At 64.5% G+C, this 18,798-nt stretch carries 16 protein-coding genes; 10 read left to right on the top strand and 6 right to left on the bottom strand.

Annotation, left to right across the window (positions count from 1 at the left end):
- Nucleotides 1–144 precede the first annotated feature (144 nt).
- The 10 genes from sfnG to AC1DPX_RS01850 all read left to right on the top strand — a co-directional run bounded on the left by sfnG (nucleotide 145) and on the right by AC1DPX_RS01850 (nucleotide 10,412).
- Nucleotides 145–1,245 carry a dimethylsulfone monooxygenase SfnG gene (gene sfnG / locus AC1DPX_RS01895; protein WP_477234221.1) on the top strand — a complete coding sequence of 367 codons (1,101 nt, stop codon included), beginning with the start codon at nucleotides 145–147 and terminating at the stop codon, nucleotides 1,243–1,245.
- Nucleotides 1,246–1,365: 120 nt separating this feature from the next.
- Entirely contained in the window at nucleotides 1,366–2,292 is a 927-nt protein-coding gene (locus tag AC1DPX_RS01890; RefSeq protein WP_477234219.1) for an ABC transporter ATP-binding protein, read from the top strand.
- Nucleotides 2,289–3,188, top strand: a complete 900-nt coding sequence (locus AC1DPX_RS01885; protein WP_477234217.1) for a branched-chain amino acid ABC transporter permease — start codon at nucleotides 2,289–2,291, stop codon at nucleotides 3,186–3,188. Before AC1DPX_RS01890 ends, AC1DPX_RS01885 begins: the two co-directional genes overlap by 4 nt.
- Before the next feature lie 3 nt (nucleotides 3,189–3,191).
- The gene (locus AC1DPX_RS01880) at nucleotides 3,192–4,232 is read left to right on the top strand and encodes a branched-chain amino acid ABC transporter permease (protein WP_477234215.1); all 1,041 of its coding nucleotides are present in this window, start codon (nucleotides 3,192–3,194) and stop codon (nucleotides 4,230–4,232) included.
- A 70-nt stretch (nucleotides 4,233–4,302) separates the two neighbouring features.
- Complete coding sequence (locus AC1DPX_RS01875) at nucleotides 4,303–5,640, top strand: ABC transporter substrate-binding protein (protein WP_202356560.1); 1,338 nt, start codon at nucleotides 4,303–4,305, stop codon at nucleotides 5,638–5,640.
- A 78-nt stretch (nucleotides 5,641–5,718) separates the two neighbouring features.
- Nucleotides 5,719–6,510, top strand: coding sequence for an ABC transporter ATP-binding protein (locus AC1DPX_RS01870; protein ID WP_477234213.1), 792 nt, complete (start codon nucleotides 5,719–5,721; stop codon nucleotides 6,508–6,510).
- Between the two features lie 23 nt (nucleotides 6,511–6,533).
- A complete protein-coding gene (locus AC1DPX_RS01865) occupies nucleotides 6,534–7,781 on the top strand; it encodes an SfnB family sulfur acquisition oxidoreductase (protein ID WP_477234211.1) in 1,248 nt (415 codons plus the stop codon).
- Nucleotides 7,782–7,844: 63 nt separating this feature from the next.
- Nucleotides 7,845–8,405, top strand: coding sequence for an FMN reductase (msuE, locus tag AC1DPX_RS01860; RefSeq protein ID WP_202356557.1), 561 nt, complete (start codon nucleotides 7,845–7,847; stop codon nucleotides 8,403–8,405).
- Between the two features lie 99 nt (nucleotides 8,406–8,504).
- Complete coding sequence (locus tag AC1DPX_RS01855) at nucleotides 8,505–8,990, top strand: hypothetical protein (protein ID WP_202356556.1); 486 nt, start codon at nucleotides 8,505–8,507, stop codon at nucleotides 8,988–8,990.
- A gap of 210 nt (nucleotides 8,991–9,200) precedes the next feature.
- Nucleotides 9,201–10,412, top strand: a complete 1,212-nt coding sequence (locus tag AC1DPX_RS01850; RefSeq protein WP_477234209.1) for an epoxide hydrolase family protein — start codon at nucleotides 9,201–9,203, stop codon at nucleotides 10,410–10,412.
- Nucleotides 10,413–10,452: 40 nt separating this feature from the next.
- On the opposite strand, the gene AC1DPX_RS01845 is transcribed toward AC1DPX_RS01850, so the two are convergent.
- The 6 genes from AC1DPX_RS01845 to AC1DPX_RS01820 all read right to left on the bottom strand — a co-directional run bounded on the left by AC1DPX_RS01845 (nucleotide 10,453) and on the right by AC1DPX_RS01820 (nucleotide 18,740).
- A complete protein-coding gene (locus AC1DPX_RS01845; RefSeq protein WP_477234207.1) occupies nucleotides 10,453–11,127 on the bottom strand; it encodes a helix-turn-helix domain-containing protein in 675 nt (224 codons plus the stop codon).
- Between the two features lie 165 nt (nucleotides 11,128–11,292).
- The gene (locus tag AC1DPX_RS01840; RefSeq protein WP_477234205.1) at nucleotides 11,293–11,832 is read right to left on the bottom strand and encodes a hypothetical protein; all 540 of its coding nucleotides are present in this window, start codon (nucleotides 11,830–11,832) and stop codon (nucleotides 11,293–11,295) included.
- On the bottom strand, nucleotides 11,825–14,710 hold the full coding sequence (locus tag AC1DPX_RS01835) for a sarcosine oxidase subunit alpha family protein (RefSeq protein WP_477234203.1): 2,886 nt from the start codon (nucleotides 14,708–14,710) through the stop codon (nucleotides 11,825–11,827). The genes AC1DPX_RS01840 and AC1DPX_RS01835 overlap by 8 nt, the downstream gene beginning before the upstream one ends.
- Nucleotides 14,707–14,973, bottom strand: a complete 267-nt coding sequence (locus AC1DPX_RS01830) for a sarcosine oxidase subunit delta (RefSeq protein WP_477234201.1) — start codon at nucleotides 14,971–14,973, stop codon at nucleotides 14,707–14,709. Before AC1DPX_RS01830 ends, AC1DPX_RS01835 begins: the two co-directional genes overlap by 4 nt.
- A 20-nt stretch (nucleotides 14,974–14,993) precedes the next feature.
- Nucleotides 14,994–16,247, bottom strand: coding sequence for a sarcosine oxidase subunit beta family protein (locus AC1DPX_RS01825; protein ID WP_477234199.1), 1,254 nt, complete (start codon nucleotides 16,245–16,247; stop codon nucleotides 14,994–14,996).
- A gap of 81 nt (nucleotides 16,248–16,328) precedes the next feature.
- Entirely contained in the window at nucleotides 16,329–18,740 is a 2,412-nt protein-coding gene (locus AC1DPX_RS01820) for a GcvT family protein (RefSeq protein ID WP_477234197.1), read from the bottom strand.
- Between the last annotated feature and the right edge of the window lie 58 nt (nucleotides 18,741–18,798).

Raw genomic sequence — 18,798 nt, 5'->3', positions numbered from 1 at the left:
CGCGAAAAATTGGTATTTCCGTTCCAAGCAGGCGCCAAAAACGGAAAATCCTACTTTGTATATATAATCAGTAGACATAATAAATGTTGGCGAAATCCGGCCTCGCCGGACCGATCAACGATACGGCCTGAATGGGAGACAGTCATGGCACAAGCAGGAACCGACGCGGTCAAGTTCGCCTACTGGGTGCCGAATGTTTCGGGAGGCCTGGTGATTTCCAACATCGAGCAGCGCACCAACCATTCGGCCGAGTACAACCGCAAGCTGGCGCAGATCGCCGAGAAGGCCGGCTTCGACTATGCGCTGAGCCAGATCCGTTTCACCGCCGGCTACGGCGCCGACGAACAGCATGAATCGGTGGCCTTCAGCCATGACCTCCTGGCCGCCACCACGACGCTCAAGGTCATCGCGGCAATCCTGCCCGGTCCCTGGAATCCGGCGTTGGCCGCCAAGCAGCTCGCCACCATCAGCTATCTGACCAATGGCCGTGTCGCCATCAATCTCGTCTCAGGCTGGTTCCGCGGCGAGTTCCACGCCATCGGCGAGCATTGGCTCGACCATGACGAGCGCTACCGTCGCTCCGAGGAATTCATCCGCGCGCTGCGCGGAATATGGACTGAGGACAGCTTCACCTTCCGCGGCGATTTCTATCGCTTCAACGAATATTCACTGAAGCCGAAACCGCCACAGCTTCCCGAAATCTTCCAGGGTGGCTCCTCGCGCGCCGCCCGCGACATGGCCTCGCGTGTCTCGGACTGGTACTTCACCAACGGCAACACGCCGGCCGAAATCGCCAAGCAGGTGGACGACATCAGGGCCAAGGCAAAGGCCAACAACCATTCCGTCAAGGTCGGCGTCAACGCCTTCGCCATCGTCCGCGAGACCGAGGATGAGGCCAAGGCGGTGCTCGCCGAAATCATCGCCAAGGCCAATCCCGAAGCGGTCAACGCCTTCGGTCACGAAGTCAAGAACGCCGGCAAGGCTTCGCCGGAAGGCGAGGGCAATTGGGCGAAATCCTCCTTCGACGATCTGGTCCAGTACAATGACGGCTTCCGCTCGAACCTGATCGGCACGCCGAGGCAGGTCGCCGAGCGCATCGTCGACCTGAAGCGCGCCGGCGCCGATCTCATCCTGCTCGGCTTCCTGCATTTCCAGGAAGAGGTCGAGTATTTCGGCAAGCATGTCATCCCGCTCGTTCGCGAGTTGGAGGACGCCGAACAGGCGGCGTCGCTGGCAGCGGAATAGGCATCCCTCCAGGCTGGCCGGGCATTTCCGGCCAGCAAACGAATGAAGTTTCCCAGGCGCGCTCGAGCATTCGGGCGGCAACGGGATTTGTGCGCCTGCTAGCAATCGAGGACGATTGGAATGCCGTTGGCCAGCTATGCCCTTGGAATGATGGAGGCCTCGGTCTACGCGCCGGAAGTCTTCGCGCGCGGCCTGACGTCGACGCCCCTGTCGTCGGCCGTTGGCGTCGTGCCGACAGGCTCGATCGCGGATGCCGCCGCTCCGCTGCTCTCGCTGCAAGGCATCGGCCTGTCGTTCGGCGGCGTCGTAGCCCTGGCCGATATCGACCTGTCGGTGCGCCCCGGCGAGATCCGCGCCATCATCGGTCCGAACGGCGCCGGAAAGAGTTCGCTGATCAATGTCATCAGCGGCGTCTACCGCCCGGACCGTGGCCATGTCCTGCTCGATGGCGTCAGCTATGCCCAGGTGCCGACGCAGCGGCTGGCGCATCTCGGCGTCGCCAGGACGTTTCAGAACCTTGCTTTGTTCAAGGGCCTCAGCGTTCTCGACAATGTCGCCTCCGGTCTCGCCTACAAGGCCCGCTCCAATTTCGCCGGCCAGGTGCTCGGCATCGGCCGCTCGCGTGGCGAGCAGCGTGATTCACGCAGCCGCGCCGAGCAGATCCTCGAATTCCTCGACCTCACCGCGGTCCGTGATCGCCTCGCCGGCACGCTGCCCTACGGGCTGCAGAAGCGCGTCGAACTGGCCCGCGCACTGGTCGCGGAGCCGCGCCTGCTTCTGCTCGACGAACCGATGGCCGGCATGACCGCAAGCGAGAAAAGCGAAATGGCAAGTTTCGTGCGCGCTGCCCGCGACCGCTTCGCCACGACAGTCGTGCTGATCGAGCATGATGTCGGCGTCGTCATGGGCCTGTCCGACCGCATCGCCGTTCTCGACTACGGCCGCAAGATCGCCGACGCCACGCCCGACGAGGTCCGCAACGACCAGCGCGTGATCGATGCCTATCTCGGCGTCGCCTCCGACAATGAGGATGGGGCAGGCATATGATCGCCGATTTCGACTACCAGTTCTTCATCGAAGTGCTCGTCGGCGGCCTGCTCTCCGGCGTCATGTACTCGCTGGTCGCGATCGGCTTCGTGCTGATCTACAAAACCTCGGGCGTGCTCAATTTCGCGCAAGGCGCGCTGCTCCTCTTTGCGGCGCTCACCTTCGTCAGCCTGGTCGAGCGCGGAGTTCCCTTCGCGCTGGCGCTGGTCGCCACCTTCGCCATCATGGTGGCGATCGGCATCGCCATCGAGCGCACGGTGCTCAGGCCGCTCACCAACAAGCCGCCGATCACCCTCTTCATGGCAACGCTCGGCCTGTCCTACATCATCGAGGGCGCCGCCCAGCTGATCTGGGGCACGCAGGTCCATGGCCTCGACCTCGGCATCGAGGACGTACCGCTGGAAGTCGGCGGCGTGCTGATCAGCCAGTTCGACATCTTCGCCGCGGTGGTCGCCGCCGGCATGGTTCTCTTGCTGTCGCTTTTCTTCCGCTACACCCGCATCGGCCTCTCCTTCCGCGCCGTCGCCGACGACCAGTTCGCGGCCCTTGCGGTTGGCCTCAGGCTGCCGCTGATCTGGGCCACCGTCTGGGCTGCCGCCGGTCTCGTCGCCTTGGTGGCGGGACTGCTCTGGGGCGCCCGTCTCGGCGTGCAGTTCTCGCTGTCGCTGGTGGTGCTCAAGGCGCTGCCGGTGCTGGTGCTTGGCGGCTTCGATTCCATCATCGGCGCCATCGTCGGCGGCCTCTTGATCGGCGCCAGCGAAAAACTCGCCGAGGTCTATATCGGCGACTATTTCGGCGGCGGCATCGAGAGCTGGTTCGCCTATGTCGTAGCCCTCGTCTTCCTCTTGATCCGTCCCTCCGGCCTGTTCGGCCAGAAGCTCGTGGAAAGGGTCTGAGCCATGGCCGCGATCACAAGCGATTTCTCCGCCGCGCCGGTGCTGCCGAAATGGATCGCGCCCGTGCTGCTGCTTGCCTTTGCCTATGGCGTCGTGCCGCTGATCGGCTCGAGCTATCTGTTCGAGGCCATCCTGCTGCCGTTCCTGGCACTCGGCCTTGCCGGCGTGGGCTTGAACATCCTCACCGGCTATGCCGGCCAGGTCTCGCTGGGCAGCGCCGCCTTCATGGCGGCAGGCGCCTTCGCCGCCTATAACTTCAACTTGCGCGTCGAAGGCCTGCCGCTGATCGGCAGCATTGTTCTGGCCGGCATCGTCGCCGCCGCGATCGGCATCGTCTTCGGCCTGCCGAGCCTGCGGCTGAAAGGCTTCTATCTCGCCGTTTCCACGCTCGCCGCGCAGTTCTTCGTGCAATGGGCGCTGACCAAATTCAGCTGGTTCTCCAACGATTCGGCATCCGGCGTCATCGATGCGCCGAAGCTGTCGATTTCAGGCTTCGCCTTCGACGGCGCCGTCGGCCGTTATCTCTTCGCGCTGACCATCGTCAGCATCCTCACCTTCCTCGCCTATCGGCTGGTATCGTCGCAGACCGGGCGCAACTTCATCGCCATCCGCGACAATGAGACCGCCGCCCGCATCATCGGCATTCCGGTGCTGAAGACCAAGCTTCTGGCCTTCGCCATCTCCTCTTTCATCATCGGCGTCGCCGGCGTCATCTGGGCCTTCGCCTATCTGCGAACCGTCGAGCCGGACGGCTTCGATCTCGACCGCTCCTTCCAGATCCTGTTCATCATCATCATCGGCGGCCTCGCCTCGATCCGTGGCGCCTTCTTCGGCGCCGCTCTGATCGTGGTCTTTCCGCTCGCCCTGTCGCGCCTGGGCGGCTTCCTGCTCGGCGATGTCTTCGACTCGGGCGTGCTCGACATGAGCCAGCGCATCGTGCTCGGCGCGCTCATCATCCTGTTTCTGATCCTGGAACCCGACGGGCTGGTGGCCCTGTGGGACAGGGTCCGAAGACGGCTCCTGTTCGCCTGGCAGTCGACCTGAGCCCCGCACTCGCATTTGAAAATGAACCAGAGGCCGAACCAAGACGGCCCATACCGGGAGTACCCTGACAATGACCTTCCTCAGCACAATCAAGGCGGCGGCGCTGTCCGCGGCGATGATCGTGTCGGTGGCCTTGCCATCAGCCCAAGCCGACGAACAGTATTTCCCGCTGCAGAGCTATCGCGTCGGACCCTATGCGGCCGGCGGCACCGGCTTCTTCGGCGGTTTCATCGACTATCTCAACCTCATCAACATCCGCGACGGCGGCGTCAACGGCGTCAAGCTGACCTGGGACGAATGCGAGACCCAGTATGAGGTCGAGCGCGGCGTTGAATGCTATGAGCGGCAGAAGAGCCATGCCGGTGCCGCCGCCTGGAACCCGCTCTCGGTCGGCATCGCCTATGCCATGATCGACCGCATCACCGCCGACAAGGTGCCGCTGATCACGGTCAACCACGGCCGCACCGATTCCACCGACGGCCGCGTTTTCCCCTACGTCTTCCCGCTGCTGCTCAACCCCTACAGCGAGACCTCAGGCATCGTGAACTACATCGCCTCCAAGGAAGGCGGCATCGACAAGCTCAAGGGCAAGAAGATCGTCGTGCTCTATCACGGCTCGCCCTACGGCAAGGAGACCATCCCGATCTATGAACTGCTGGCGCAGAAATACGGCTTCACCGTGCAGCAGATCGAAGTGCCGCATCCCGGCAACGAGCAACAGTCGCAGTGGCTGACCATCCGCCGCGCCAAGCCGGACTTTGTCGTCCTGCGCGGCTGGGGTGTGATGAACCCGGTGGCGCTGAAGACGGCGGTCAAGGTCGGCTACCCGGTCGACCACATCGTCGGCAATGTCTGGTCGAATTCGGAAGAGGACGTCATCCCCGCCGGCGACGCCGCCAAGGGTTACACCGCCATCACCACCCAGGCTTCCGGCAACACCTACCCGGTGCTGCAGGAAATCGTGAAGACCGTCTACGACGCCGGCAAGGGCAATCTGGAAGACAAGTCGCGCATCGGCTCGGTCTACCACAATCTCGGCATCGTCAACGGCATCCTCAATGTCGAGGCGATCCGTGTAGCGCAGGAGAAGTTCGGCCATCGCACGCTGACCGGCGATGAGGTCCGCTGGGGCTTCGAACACCTCAAGCTCGATCCGGCCAAGGTCGAGGCGCTCGGCGCCAAGGACCTGTTCCACTCGATCAATGTCAGCTGGGACAACCACGAAGGCGAGGGCTACGTGACCTTCCAGCAATGGGACGGCAAGAAATGGAATGTCGTCTCCGACTGGATCGCGCCGGACTGGGCGCTGCTGCGGCCGATCATCGAGAAGTCGGCCGAGGCCTATGCCAAGGAGAAGGGCATCAAGCTGCGCACCGCCGATGATGCCAACGCCGTGACCACCAACTGATCACTGGTGCCGGGCGCCACGGTAGGTTTCCGTGGCGCCTAGCCCTTTACGGTTCTCGAACCGCGGAAGAAGAGCCCCATGCCGGACAATGACGTCATCCTTGCGGTGGACACGGTCCATGCCACCTACAACCACGCCATCACGGCGCTGCATGGCGTCAGCTTCGAGATCCGGCGCGGCGAGATTCTGGCGCTGCTCGGCGCCAACGGCGCCGGCAAGACCACGACGCTGAAGGCGGTCTCCAACCTGCTGCCGGCAGAGCGCGGCCAGGTCAACGCCGGCRCCATCCGCTATGACGGCGCCGATGTCTCGCGCCGCAAGCCGGGCGACCTCGTGCGCGCCGGCCTGGTGCCGGTGCTGGAAGGCCGCCACTGCTTCAAGAGCCTCACCGTCGGGGAGAACCTGGTCGCCGGCGGCATCGGCCGCAGCGGCCGCCGCGCCGAGACCAGCGCGGATCTCGAGCGGATCTACGCCTATTTCCCTCGGCTGAAGGAGAAGCGCCGGACATTGTCCGGCCTGACATCCGGCGGAGAACAGCAGATGACCGCCATCGGCCGGGCGCTGATGTCGCGGCCGCGCCTGCTGGTCCTCGACGAACCGTCGATGGGCCTGGCCCCGCTCATCGTCCAGGACATTTTTCAGACGCTGAGAAAGCTGAACCGCGAGACCGGCCTGTCGATCCTGGTCGCCGAGCAGAATTCCGCTGTCGCGCTGCGCTATGCCGACCACGCCACGGTGCTCGAAAACGGCGTCTCCGTTCTCTCCGGCGCCGCTGCTGATCTTCGCCAGCGCGAGGATGTGCGCGCCTTCTATCTCGGTCAACAACCATCGCCGGCTGCGAAGCCAACCCATCTCCATGCAGTCGCCTGAAACGAATTCGAAGGAGCAGTGAAATGACCGTCTCGACCGTCAAGACAGACCATGCCTCCGCCGCCGTGCCGCCCGTCGCAAGGCCATCGGCGCCGGCCCACGTCATCAAGGACGACGCCGAGGCGATTGCCGTCGCCCATGCGCTCGCCGCCGAATTCGTCAAAGAGTCCTCGAAGCGCGATCGTGAGCGGATCTGGCCGGTCGCCGAACTCGACGCCTTCTCGCAGAGCGGCCTGTGGTCGATCAACGTGCCCAAGGCATTCGGCGGCCCGGAAGTGTCCTATGTGACGCTGGCCAAGGTGATCGAGATCATCTCGGCGGCGGATTCCTCGATCGGCCAGATCGCGCAGAACCATCTCGGCGTCATCGCCGCGATCCGCACCGTGTCCGATGCTGAACAGCAGAAGCTGCTGTTTGCCGAAGCGCTGAAAGGCACGCGGTTCGGCAACGCCTTTTCCGAGTTCGGCTCCAAGCGCGCCGCCGATTTCGAGACCCGCTTCACCAATGCCGGCGACCATGTTGTCGTCAACGGCCGCAAATTCTATTCGTCAGGCGCGCTGCTTGCCCATCTGGTGCCGATCGTGGCGCTCGATGACGAGGGCCGCGCCTGGTATGCGATCGCCGACCGTGGCGCGCCGGGCCTGACCGTCATCGACGACTGGTCGAGCTTCGGCCAGCGCACGACACTGTCCGGCACTGTCATCATCGACAACGTCAAGGTGCCGAAGACGCATCTGGTGCCCGGCTACAAGGGCTATGACAGGCCGACCGCCGACGGCGCCATCTTCCAGATCATCCAGGTGGCGGTCGACACCGGCATCGCCCAGGCGGCGATCGACGAGACGGTTCACTTCGTCCGGACCAGGAGCCGCGCCTGGATCGACAGCGGCGTCGACAATGCCTGGGACGATCCCTACACCATCCAGGCCATTGGCGACCTGACGCTGCGCCTGCACGCCGCGCAGGCGTTGCTGGAAAAGGCCGGCCTGGCGATCGACAAGGCGGTGGCCGAGCCGACCGCCGAGACGGTGGCGTATGCGCAGATCGTCACCGCGGAAGCAAAAATCCTGTCGACCGAGATCGCCATTGCCGCGACGAACAAACTGTTCGAACTGGCCGGCACGCGCTCGACGCTGGCCGAGCACAATCTCGACAGGCATTGGCGCAATGCCCGCACCCATACGCTGCACGATCCGGTACGGTGGAAGTACTCGATCCTCGGCAAATATTTCCTCAATGGCGAGAACCCGCCGCTGCACGCCTGGAGCTGATTTCCCATCGGCGGGCCGGGTGGCCCGCCACTTCAAACTTCGACATCCAAGAGGCCCACTGCCATGTCAAACCCCACAGTCGTCGGCTTTTCCGGCAACATCACCCGGCCGTCAAAGACACGCGCCTTCGTCGAACTCGTCACCAGGGACATCGCCGCGCGCCATGGCCTGTCGGCTGTCACCTACGACATCGAGGATGTCGGCGCATCTCTGGGTACAGCACGGTGGGCGCGCGACCTCGACAGCCAGGCCCAGCCGATCCTGGCGCAGATCCTCGCCGCTGATGTGCTGGTGGTCGGTTCGCCGACCTACAAGGGCAGCTATACCGGCCTGTTCAAGCATTTCTTCGACCTGATCGATCCCTCGGCGTTGCGGGGCAAGCCCGTCCTGTTGACCGCGACCGGCGGCGGCGAGCGCCATGCCTTAATCGTCGAGCATCAGCTGCGGCCGCTGTTCGGCTTCTTCGAGGCCTTTGCCTTGCCCACCGCCGTCTACGCCACCGACAAGGATTTTACTGATGGTGTGCTGCGCTCCGAGGCGATCCTCAAGCGTGCGGCACAGGCGGTGGACGAGGTCGGTTTCGTGCTGGCCAACCGTTCGGCAGGCCGGGTCGCGGCCGAATAGCAGCCGATCGGAATCGGCACGGGCGGCACCCTCGCTTACGTGCAATTTACGACCGCCCGCTACAAAGTTCCTGTCTGATTCGCCCGGGACAGGAACACCATGAGCAAAGCCCTCACGACCTTCGCACTCGTCGCCGTCTTGACCGCTTTGCTCATGGCGCTGAGCCTTGCAGTGGCGCGCCACGGCTATCCCTATGGCGCGATCGGCGTCAGGCGCCTCGATGGTATCGCCGATGCCGGAACCTTCATTCCGCTGGCGGCCGTCTTTTTCTTCAGCGCGCTGTTGATGATGATCCTGCCGATCCGTGCGGCCAGYATCGTGCTGACCCACTGCGCCGACGCGATCTTCTGGACGGTGATCGTGCTGCTTGCCACCATCGTCGGCGGCCTGCTCGCCCGATGGGCCTTCGGCCAGGGCAGCGCGATGCTCGCCTTGCTGAACTGGCGGTTCCTGTTTGCCGTGGCAGTCGTCGGCTGCCACTTCGTCATGAACGAACTGCGCCGCAACGTGCTGTTGCGCAGCCTGTTCTTCGTGATCTTCGCCGCCGCGACGCTGGCCTGCCTGTTCTGGTCGTTCACCCTCTAAGACAGCGGAATATCCGTCCGCCTGCACCTTCTGTGGCTTTGGCAGCGGCGGTGCACTGCTTGTCGTCGTGCATCCATCGTGCCTCAAACGGGGCGCGAGAGTGAGATCTGTCGCGTGCTCGTTCGGCCGGATGATTTGCGCAAATTTACAATCCGCACTGCCGCCGTTCCCATAGTCTGGCTCCATCGAAAAAGAACAGGAGCTGCGAGAATGCACCGCCGCGAATTTGCCAAAAGCCTCATCGCGGCAGCTCTTCTCGGCGGTCTCACCGATCGCAGCGCCGTCTCACAGGAGAATACGACCATGGCCAAGCCGACGCCGTTCAAGATTGCCATTTCCGATGACCAGCTCGCCGATCTCAAGGCGCGCCTGCGCCACACACGCTGGCCGGATGAACCCGCCGGAACCGGATGGATGACCGGTACAAATCTGGACTACATGAAGAAGCTGACCGACTATTGGCTCCATGACTATGATTGGCGAAAGGCCGAAGCAGGCCTGAACGCATTGCCGAACTACAAGGTCGATATCGAAGGGGTCGACCTGCATTTCGTCCATCAGCCGTCGAAAAAGAAGGGCGCCACGGCGATCCTTCTGCTGCATGGCTGGCCGGACAGTTTCTACCGCTATCACAAGGTCGTGGATGCGCTGGCGGAGGAATTTCACGTCGTCGTGCCGTCCATTCCGGGGACCGGCTTCTCCGGCAGAACGGCGCTCCCCGCCGACAAGGTGGCTGACATTTTTGCTCACCTCATGAATGACGTTCTGGGCTACTCCAGCTTCATCGTGGCTGGCGGCGATCTGGGGTCGGTGATCGCCATGTCGATGGCGCAACGCCACCCGGACAAGCTTATCGGCTCCCACCTGACCGATGTGGGCTACCCGGACCAGACCACGGATTTTGCCGCTCTGAGCGCGCCGGAACAAGGTTACGCCGGGGCGATCCAGCAATGGTTCTTCATGCACGGCGCCTTCAATCTGGTCCAGGCGACAAAGCCCCAAAGCCTCGCCTTCGCCATGAACGACTCGCCCGTCGGCCTAGCCGCATGGATCATGAGTTTCATGGCCGGGATGGGGGTCGGCGACGAGGCCGACGCCAGATTTGGCCGCGACGCGCTTTTGACCAACATCATGATCTACTGGCTGACGCAGACGGCGGCCTCGTCCTTCCGCATCTACAATCAGAACGCGATGCAGGCGCCGACCATCAAGGGAAAGAATACGGGCGTGCCGGTGGCGGTGGCGACTGAAGTGCCCATTCCAGGCGGCGTTCGCTTGCCGCGTGAATGGGCGGACCGCCAGACCTCGGGAAATGTCGTGCAGTTTCACGATATGGAAAAGGCGGGCCATTTCGCCGCGTGGGAAGATCCCGCATTCTATGTCGAGGACATCAAGCAATTTGCGGCGCTTGTTACGAAATAGCCGTGAATCTCTGATGCCGGCCGAAAACCCTCGCCCGGCATCAGATCTTGTGAACCGCATCGAGGTTTGAGGGCAGGGAGCCCATGATCTTCTTGATGGATTTGATCATATGCGGTTGATCCGTATAGCCAAGATCGAACGCCACGGCCGCGGCGCTGTCACCGGCTTTCAAGCGCCGAACCGCTTCCTGCGCGCGGCGGATCAACTGGAAATCCTTCTGCGTAATACCGGTGGTGTTCTTGAAATGCTGTTGCACCGAGCGTTTGGAGGCGGCTTTGGGCTTTTCGGTAAAGGCCCTGGCCACGACGTCGTCGGACGCAAGCAGCCCTGCCGCGATCATCTCGTCGACAAGAGATTCGGCGTGCAGAAATGTCGGCAACGGCAGCTTCACGCCATCCAATGAAAATTCGTCTTCTTCCACATCCAGGAAACGCACCGCCGCACCGGTTCGCACCTCCTTGTCACGCGCAAGATAGACATGGGCGGCAAATGAGATGACCACCGAGTGCTCACCCTCGACATAGGGCACATCGACGGGCTCGGTCGCCTGGCCACTCAAAAACACCACGGATCCTTTGCCCGGCGTGACGCTGCGGATCAGATCCCACGAGCCGTCCGGTGTGGCTTTATAGATCCCGTCGCTCAGACACACAGTTTGCCAGACCGTGTCGATCCACGGATGGGCCGATGAGCGGCTCGTGTGCTTTTGGACCATGATCGGCAATGCTCCGGCAAAACTGCGACGTCGATTCATGAGTGGAGATTACACAGTCGAATCCTTGTGCGACGGCGTCCAGTCTTTGCGAGCGATTTGGGCAAAAGAAGCTCTCTTAGACCGGGGGCGGCAGTCCGCCGGGGATATCGGCGCCGTCGTGGCCGGCTAATTCTGCGATCCGGCTGCGACGTTGGCGGCGGCCGTTTCCATCCATGTCCAGAGATAGGCGGCGAGGCCGCGATCGACGTGGACGCGCAGGCCATCCTGATGGCGATAAACGATGGCGCTGATACCGGCGAAGGACAATGCCGCGCTGGCGCTAGGCTGTTTGGGGTCGAGCGTCGTCCCGCGTGCGATGAAGGCGTCAAGCGCCGGACCTTCGACCTCGAACACCTGCAATCCGGCGCTGATCTCCGTCACGGCGAACCCTTCGGGGAACCACCCGGTGGCCATGCCGATGGGCGTGGTGGACACGGCAAGCAGGCGGTCGCGCGCCAGGCGCACCGAATAGCGGTTGCCTTCCGCCAGGCCGAATGCCCCGACGGCCGGTCCGTCGAAGCCGGAAGCCTCGGCCCACGCGGCCAGATTGCCACTGACCAGGCGTTGGTGCAGCCCGGTAACGGCGCCGATCTTGAGCCCCGGCACTGCGATTGTGGCGTTCCGCCAATCCGGCGCGACGGACCATTTTTCCGCGAGGTCACGCATGGAGCCGGTCTCCTGCCGGGTCGAAGGCGCAAGGGGCGGCGATCGTCGCCGTACGGACCTTGCCGAGATGCTGGATTTCGATCGTCTCGCCATGGCGTGCCCCGCCGCGCTCGATCAGCCCGAGCGCGATGGGCCGGCCAAGCGTCGGGCTGTGGTAGCTCGAGGTGACAAAACCCTGGCTGTGCAGCCTGCCGTCCTCCCGCATGATGCCGTGCGCGCCGGTTGGCAGCGGCGCTTGGCCGGATGGCACCGTCAGCCCGACAAGCTGCAGGCGGTTGCCGCGCGAGGCCTCCTCGGTGAACAGCGAGCGGCGGCCGACATATTCGCTCCGGCGTTTTGCACGGGGCCCTTCGGAGCCGAGGTCGTGCGGCAGCGTGGTGCCGTCCGTGTCCTTGCCGATGACGATGAAGCCTTTCTCGGCGCGCAGGATCATCAGCGCCTCGAGACCGATGGTGACGGCATCGAATGCCTGCCCGGCCTGGCGCAGATGCGCCCACAAAGGCTCGGCGCGATCGGCGCGGATGGAGACCTCATAGCTCCTGTCGCCGGTGAAGCTGACGCGCGCGATACGGACCGCGTCGCCGCCATAGCTGCCGTGACCGATCGCCATATGCGGAAGAGCGCCATCGTCGAGCGAGAGGCCGAGACCGACCGTTTCGAGCAGTTTGCGGGCATTTGGCCCCGAAACGGTCAGCGTCGCCATGTCCGATGTGGCGTTGTGGATATAGACGGCGTCACGGCCGAAACGATCCTGGCGCCATTCCTCCAGCCGGGCGTGCACGGCGGCGACATGCGAGGACGAGCACGACACGACGAAGCGATGCTCGTCCAGCCGCACCAGCACGCCGTCATCGAAGACCACGCCGTTCTCCGACAGCATGAAGCCATAGCGGCAGCGGCCCGGCTTCAGCGTCGACATGGTGTTGTAGTAGAGGAAATCGACGAACGAGGCCGCCTGCGGGCCGATCACCTCGATCTTGCCGAGTGTGGAACCGTCGAACAGCGCCACAGACCGGCGCGCGCGCAACGCCTCGTCCTGGATGGCGCGATCCGCGTCGGCGCCGCGGCCGCCATAGTGGGCCGGGCGCAGCCAGCCGCCATATTCCTGGAAGACCGCACCGCTGTCGCGATGCACGCTCTCCAGCGGCAGCCGGCGCACCGGCGCCATCAACTCGCCAACGCGTGCGCCGGCAAAGCTTGCCAGCGGCACCGGCGTGAACGGCGGACGATAGGTGGTGGTTCCGACCTCCGGCACCGTGCGGCCGGTAATCCCGGCCATCAGCGCCAGGCCGGGCAGGTTGGAGGTCTTGCCCTGGTCGGTCGCCATGCCGAGCGTGGTGTAGCGCTTGAGATGCTCGACCGAGACGAAGTTTTCGCGCGCCGCCAGCTCGACATCCTTCACTGTCACGTCGTTCTGATAGTCGATCCAGATGCGTCCCTTCGAGCCGGGCACCGGCCATGCTGCAACGATGCCGGCCGTCGCTGCAGGTCCCGTGCTGCGCGGCACTGCGGCTTTCGTTTCGCCGAGCGAGGCAACAGCCTTCTCCGAACTGGCGAACACCTCCGCCAAGGAGACCGAACCGGCTGCCGCACCGGCGACAGAAATGCCGTCGACCGGATCGCCCGGCAGGAAGGCGGCGCGTGCCTCGCTCCAGGCGAGCTTGCCCTTGGCCTGGCCGAACAGATGGATGGTCGGCGTCCAGCCGCCCGAGACCAGCACGCAATCGGCGCCGAGCCTGGTGCCGTCATCGAGCGTCACGCCCTCGGCGCGCAGCCTGCCCTTGGCGGCGGCAAGCGCCCGCCCTTTGACCAGCCGCACCCTGGTCGGCGCGCTGGGCATGCCGTCTCGCCTGATGTCGACCAGCGTAACGTCGGCTCCGGCTTCGGCTAGTGCTTCCGCGACCTCGTAGGCGCTGTCATTGTTTGTGGCGACGACGACATGCCGGCCGACCAGCACCGCATGGCGCCTGAGATAGGCGAGCGCCGCATCGGCGGACAGGATGCCCGGCAGGTCGTTGTTGGCGAACGGCAGCGGCCGCTCGATGGCGCCGGTCGCCAGCACGATCCGGCGCGGCCGCACCCGCCACAGCGTGTCGCGCCGCCCGTCGAAATGACGCTGGTTCAGCCCGACCAGATTGTGGTCGTAAATGCCGAAGGCGGTGGTCGCAGGCAGGATCAGGTGGCCGCCGGCGGAAAGTTCGGCAATCGTCTCGTCGATCCAGATCGCCGCCGGCCTGCCGTCGATCTCGCCGGCGCGATGGCCGAGCGATCCGCCCGGTTTGCGCTGGTCATCGACCAGCGTGACGGAGAGGCCAGCACCGGCCGCCAGCCTGGCCGCCGCCAGTCCGGCCGGCCCAGCGCCGACCACAAGCACATCGCAATGATGGTTGATCTGGTCCGCCGTACCCGGCGAGATCCAGTCGGTATCGACCTTGCCCAGCCCGGCCATGGCGCGGATGCGCGGCTCGAACATGTGCCAGTCCGGCCACATGAAGGTCTTGTAGTAGAACGCCGCCGGAATGAAGCGCGAGAAGCGGTCGAGGAAGGCGTTGCGGTCGGCTTGCGCATTGGGCGTCGCATTGACGCTTTTCGCCACCAGCCCGTCGCGTGCCGGCTCGGTCGTGGCCCGCGTGTTCGGCGTTGCCTGTGGGCCGCCGAGATCGACCAGCGCGTTCGGCTCCTCGACGCCGGCGCCCCAGATACCGCGCGGCCGGTGGTATTTGAAGCTGCGGCCGACGACCGCGACATCATTGGCCAGCAGTGCCGAGGCAATGGTGTCGCCGGCAAAGCCGTCGACGGTGGCGCCGTCGAAGCTGAAGCGGATCGGCCGTGAGCGGTCGATGGCGCTGCCGCCAGTGGTGAGGCGCGAGGCGGTCACGCCGCGTGCTCCCCGCCAAGCGCGGCCGAGGACAGCACCTTGTGGGTGACCGTGTCACGCTCCATGACAAAGAACTCGCCGCAGTTCATGTGCACCCAGATCTCGCGCGCCGTGCCCTTCGGATTGCCGCGCAGGTAGAGATATCCGGCCCAGCGCTCGATCGGCACCTCGGCGCCGTCGGGCCTGGCATTGCCGGCATCGCCGCCATAGTGGAATTCGGTCTCGTCGCGCGGGCCGCAGAACGGGCAAGGAAAGAGCTGCATGATTGCCTCGGGTCTTTGTCTCAGTGCGCGATGCCGGAGCCGGCCGCTTCGTCGATCAGCCGCCCGGCGGCGAAGCGGTCGAGATCAAAGGGGCGGCTGATGTCGTTGTGCTTGCCGGTCGCCAGCAGGTTCGCCAGCAGCGTGCCGCCGGCGGGAATGGCCTTGAAGCCGCCGGTGCCCCAGCCGCAGTTGAGGAACAGATTGGGCAGCGGCGAGGGACCGATGATCGGGGAGGAATCCGGCACGACGTCGACGATGCCGGCCCATTGCCGCATCAGCTTCAGCTGACCAAAGATCGGAAACATCTCCAGAAGGCCGGCGATCACGCTTTCCAGCGTCGGCAGATTGCCGCGCTGCGCATAAGAGGGGATGCGGTCCAGCCCGCCGCCGATGACGATCTCGCCCTTGTCCGACTGGCTGACATAGACGCCGCAGCCGGGCGACAGCACCACCGTATCGAGGATCGGCTTGACCGGCTCGGAGACGCAGGCCTGCAGCGCATAGGAATTGATCGGCAGCCGGAAGCCGGCCTTGGCCGCCAGCACCGAGGAATRCCCGGCCACCGCCATGCCGATGCGCTCGGCGCGGATCGCGCCGCGCGTCGTCTGCACGCCGCGGCAGCGGCCGCCTTCGACAATGAAATCGGTGATCTCGCAATTCTGGATGATGTCGACGCCGAGCCGGCTCGCCGCCCGCGCGTAACCCCAGGCGACCGCGTCATGGCGCGCCGTGCCGGCCCGGCCTTGCCAGATGCCGCCGAAGACGGGGAAACGCGCATCCGGGGAGAAATTGTAGATCGGCGCCACGCGGCGCACATCGTCCGGAGAAAACAGCTCTGCATCGATGCCGTTGATCTGCATGGCGTTGACGGTGCGCGCGCCGATCTCCATCTCGGCCGTCGAATGGCAGAGATTGACCATGCCGCGCTGCGATAGCATGACGTTGTAGTTCAGATCCTTCGACAGGCCCTCATAGAGCCGGTGCGCCAGCCCGTAGAGCTCGACGCTTTCCGGATAATAATAGTTGGAGCGCACCACGGTGGTGTTGCGGCCCGTATTGCCGCCGCCGATCCAGCCCTTTTCCAGCACAGCGACCCGGGTGATGCCGTGGTTCTTGGCCAGGTAATAGGCCGTCGCCAGCCCATGGCCGCCGCCGCCGATGATGATCGCGTCATAGGTCGGCTTCGGCTCCGGCGAGCGCCAAGCCTGCTTCCAGCCGGTCTGGCCGGCCAGGCCCTCCCTGAACAGCGACAGGGCGGAATAGCGTCTGGTCATGGCGTGCCGGACAGGCCTGATTTCGGGCAAGGAGCTTGGATCATGGCAAGGTCTTCCGCGGGATGGCAGCGGTTCGTTCGGTCATGCCCGCATCGCCTTGCCCAGCGGATCGTAGGGAGACGAAGCGATGACACGCGCACTTCTTTCGACGCCGACGGTATGGGTTGTCAACTCGGTATCGATTCCGGCCGCATCGCGATCGACAAGCGCCATGGCAAGGCTTTTGCCGACTGTATGGCCATAGCCGCCCGAGGTAACGAAGCCGGCGAGTTTTTCGCCGCTCCAGACCGGCTCGTAGCCGCTGGCGTCGGCATCCCCGGCGTCGATTTCGAGCGTCACCAGCGTGCGCCTGGATCCGGCCTTCCGCTCTTTCAGCGCCGCATCGCGTCCGATGAAGTCGCCCTTGTCGAAAGCGATCCAGCGGTCCATGCCGGTTTCATCCGGCGTATAATCCTGCGTGAACTCGCGCGACCAGATGCCGAAACTCTTTTCGAGCCGTAGCGAATTGACCGCGCCAAAGCCGTATTCGGTGACGCCGAGGTCGCCGCCTGCCGAAAGCAGCGCGCGACGCAGCCCGGCATGCTCATTGGCGCCGCAATGGATCTCGTAGCCGAGTTCGCCGATGACCGAGAGCCTCCCGACCTTGGCCCGCACCAGGCCGACATCGAGCGTCTTGCAGGTGAGGAAGCCGAAGGCTTCGTGCGAAACATCCTGGTGCGTCAGTCGTTCGAGCAGCCGGCGCGCATTGGGGCCGGCCAGCGAAAAGCCGACGACCGCGTCCGAAATGTCGCGCACGGTGACGCCGTCGCCGAGATGCTGTTCGAACCAGCGCATGTGCCATTGCCGCAGATAGTAGGACCCCATGATCCACCAGCAGCCGTCACCCCAGTTGAAGACGGTGAGGTCGCCCTTGAGCTTGCCGTTTTCGCCCAGCATCGGCGCAAGCTTCGCGCGGCCGGGCTTGGGCAGCGCGCACGCGAGCAGCCGGTCGAGCCAGGCTTCCGCCTGCGGTCCAGAGACCTCATAACGCGAGAAGGCGGTGATATCGAGCAGGCCGACGCCTTCGCGCACCTTGCGGCATTCCTGGCCGACGATGTCGAAGGCGTTGGAGCGCTTCAGCGTCGGTGTCTCGACGAAGCCCTGCGGTGCGAAATAGAGCGGCACTTCCATGCCCCAGGAATTGCCCCAGCGGGCGCCGGCGGCGTCCATCGAGTCATGCGCGCCTGATGTCATCAAGGGCCGCCCCGCCGGCAATTGCTCGTTGGGATAGCTCATGACGAAGCGGCGCGAATAAAACTGCCCAGTCGTCTGTTTGATGTATTCGCGGTTGGAGGCGAAATCGCCATAGCGGGCGATGTCCATGCCGTAGACGTCGGCTGCCGGTTCGCCGTGGATCATCCATTCGGCCAGCGATTTGCCAACGCCGCCGCCTTGCAGGAAGCCGGCCATGACGCCGCATGCCACCCAGTAGTTGGGGACGCCGCGCACCGGACCGACCAGCGGATTGCCGTCCGGCGAGAAGGTGAAGGCGCCGTTCACCCAGCGCTTGATGCCGGCCCTCTCCAGGCAGGGGTAGCGGCTGAAGCCGAGCGCCAGCTCGTTGGCGATGCGGTCGGTGTCCTCCTGGATCAGCTCGATGCCGTAGTCCCACGGCGCGCCGTCCATGTTCCAGTGCTTGTGGTTGATCTCGTAGATGCCGAGCAGAAGGCCCTTCTGCTCCTGGCGCATGTAGGTGAAGCCTTCGAGATCGACGATCAGCGGCAATTCCTTGTCCAGCGCCTGGATCTCGGGCAGCGCCTCGGTGACCAGGTAATGATGTTCCATCGGGGATACCGGCAGGTCGATGCCGGCCATCCGGCCGACCTGCTTGGCCCACAATCCGCCGGCATTGACGACGTGCTCGGCAATGACCGTGCCTTTCTCGGTGACCACGTCCCAGCTGCCGTCGGCGCGGCGGTTGAGCTCCAGCACGCGGTTGTGCTCGATGATCTCGGCACCGCGCTTCCTGGCCGCCTTGGCATAGGCATGGACGACGCCAGAGGGGTCGATATGGCCCTCGCGCGCGGCATAGAGGCCGCCCAGCATGCCGTCGGTGTTGAGGATCGGGCAGCGCCGCTTGATCTCGTCGACGCCGACCAGATGGACATCGTCGATGCCCATGGTCTGGAAGATGCGGTAGGAGGCCTTCAGCCATTCCCAGCGTTCCGGCGCCGACGCGACCGAGATGCCGCCGGTCATGTGCATGCCGATGTTCTGGCCCGATTCCGCCTCGACCTCCGACAAAAGGTCGATCGTATAGGCCTGCAGCGCGGCGATGTTGGGGTCGGCGTTCAGCGCGTGGAAGCCGCCGGCCGCGTGCCAGCTGGAGCCGGCGGTCAGCACCTCGCGTTCGATCAGCGCGACATCGCTCCAGCCGAACTTCGCCAGATGATAGAGCACCGAGGCCCCGACCACGCCGCCGCCGATAACGATCGCCCTGTATTGGGATTTCATCTTGCCGCACTCCATCCGGTCATGACTGGCACTTTACCGGCATTTTACCGGCATTGTA

Source organism: Mesorhizobium sp. 01N446, assembly GCF_056399285.1.
This window is presented reverse-complemented; position numbering and strand designations above follow the sequence as displayed.

Bases quoted from the DNA above. Each gene is read 5' to 3' on its own strand.
- msuE (WP_202356557.1), top strand. From the start codon at position 7,845: ATGTCAAACCCCACAGTCGTCGGCTTTTCCGGCAACATCACCCGGCCG.
- AC1DPX_RS01865 (WP_477234211.1), top strand. From the start codon at position 6,534: ATGACCGTCTCGACCGTCAAGACAGACCATGCCTCCGCCGCCGTGCCG.
- AC1DPX_RS01850 (WP_477234209.1), top strand. From the start codon at position 9,201: ATGCACCGCCGCGAATTTGCCAAAAGCCTCATCGCGGCAGCTCTTCTC.
- sfnG (WP_477234221.1), top strand. From the start codon at position 145: ATGGCACAAGCAGGAACCGACGCGGTCAAGTTCGCCTACTGGGTGCCG.
- AC1DPX_RS01830 (WP_477234201.1), bottom strand. From the start codon at position 14,973: ATGCAGCTCTTTCCTTGCCCGTTCTGCGGCCCGCGCGACGAGACCGAA.
- AC1DPX_RS01845 (WP_477234207.1), bottom strand. From the start codon at position 11,127: ATGGTCCAAAAGCACACGAGCCGCTCATCGGCCCATCCGTGGATCGAC.
- AC1DPX_RS01875 (WP_202356560.1), top strand. From the start codon at position 4,303: ATGACCTTCCTCAGCACAATCAAGGCGGCGGCGCTGTCCGCGGCGATG.
- AC1DPX_RS01890 (WP_477234219.1), top strand. From the start codon at position 1,366: ATGCCGTTGGCCAGCTATGCCCTTGGAATGATGGAGGCCTCGGTCTAC.
- AC1DPX_RS01840 (WP_477234205.1), bottom strand. From the start codon at position 11,832: ATGCGTGACCTCGCGGAAAAATGGTCCGTCGCGCCGGATTGGCGGAAC.
- AC1DPX_RS01880 (WP_477234215.1), top strand. From the start codon at position 3,192: ATGGCCGCGATCACAAGCGATTTCTCCGCCGCGCCGGTGCTGCCGAAA.
- AC1DPX_RS01820 (WP_477234197.1), bottom strand. From the start codon at position 18,740: ATGAAATCCCAATACAGGGCGATCGTTATCGGCGGCGGCGTGGTCGGG.
- AC1DPX_RS01885 (WP_477234217.1), top strand. From the start codon at position 2,289: ATGATCGCCGATTTCGACTACCAGTTCTTCATCGAAGTGCTCGTCGGC.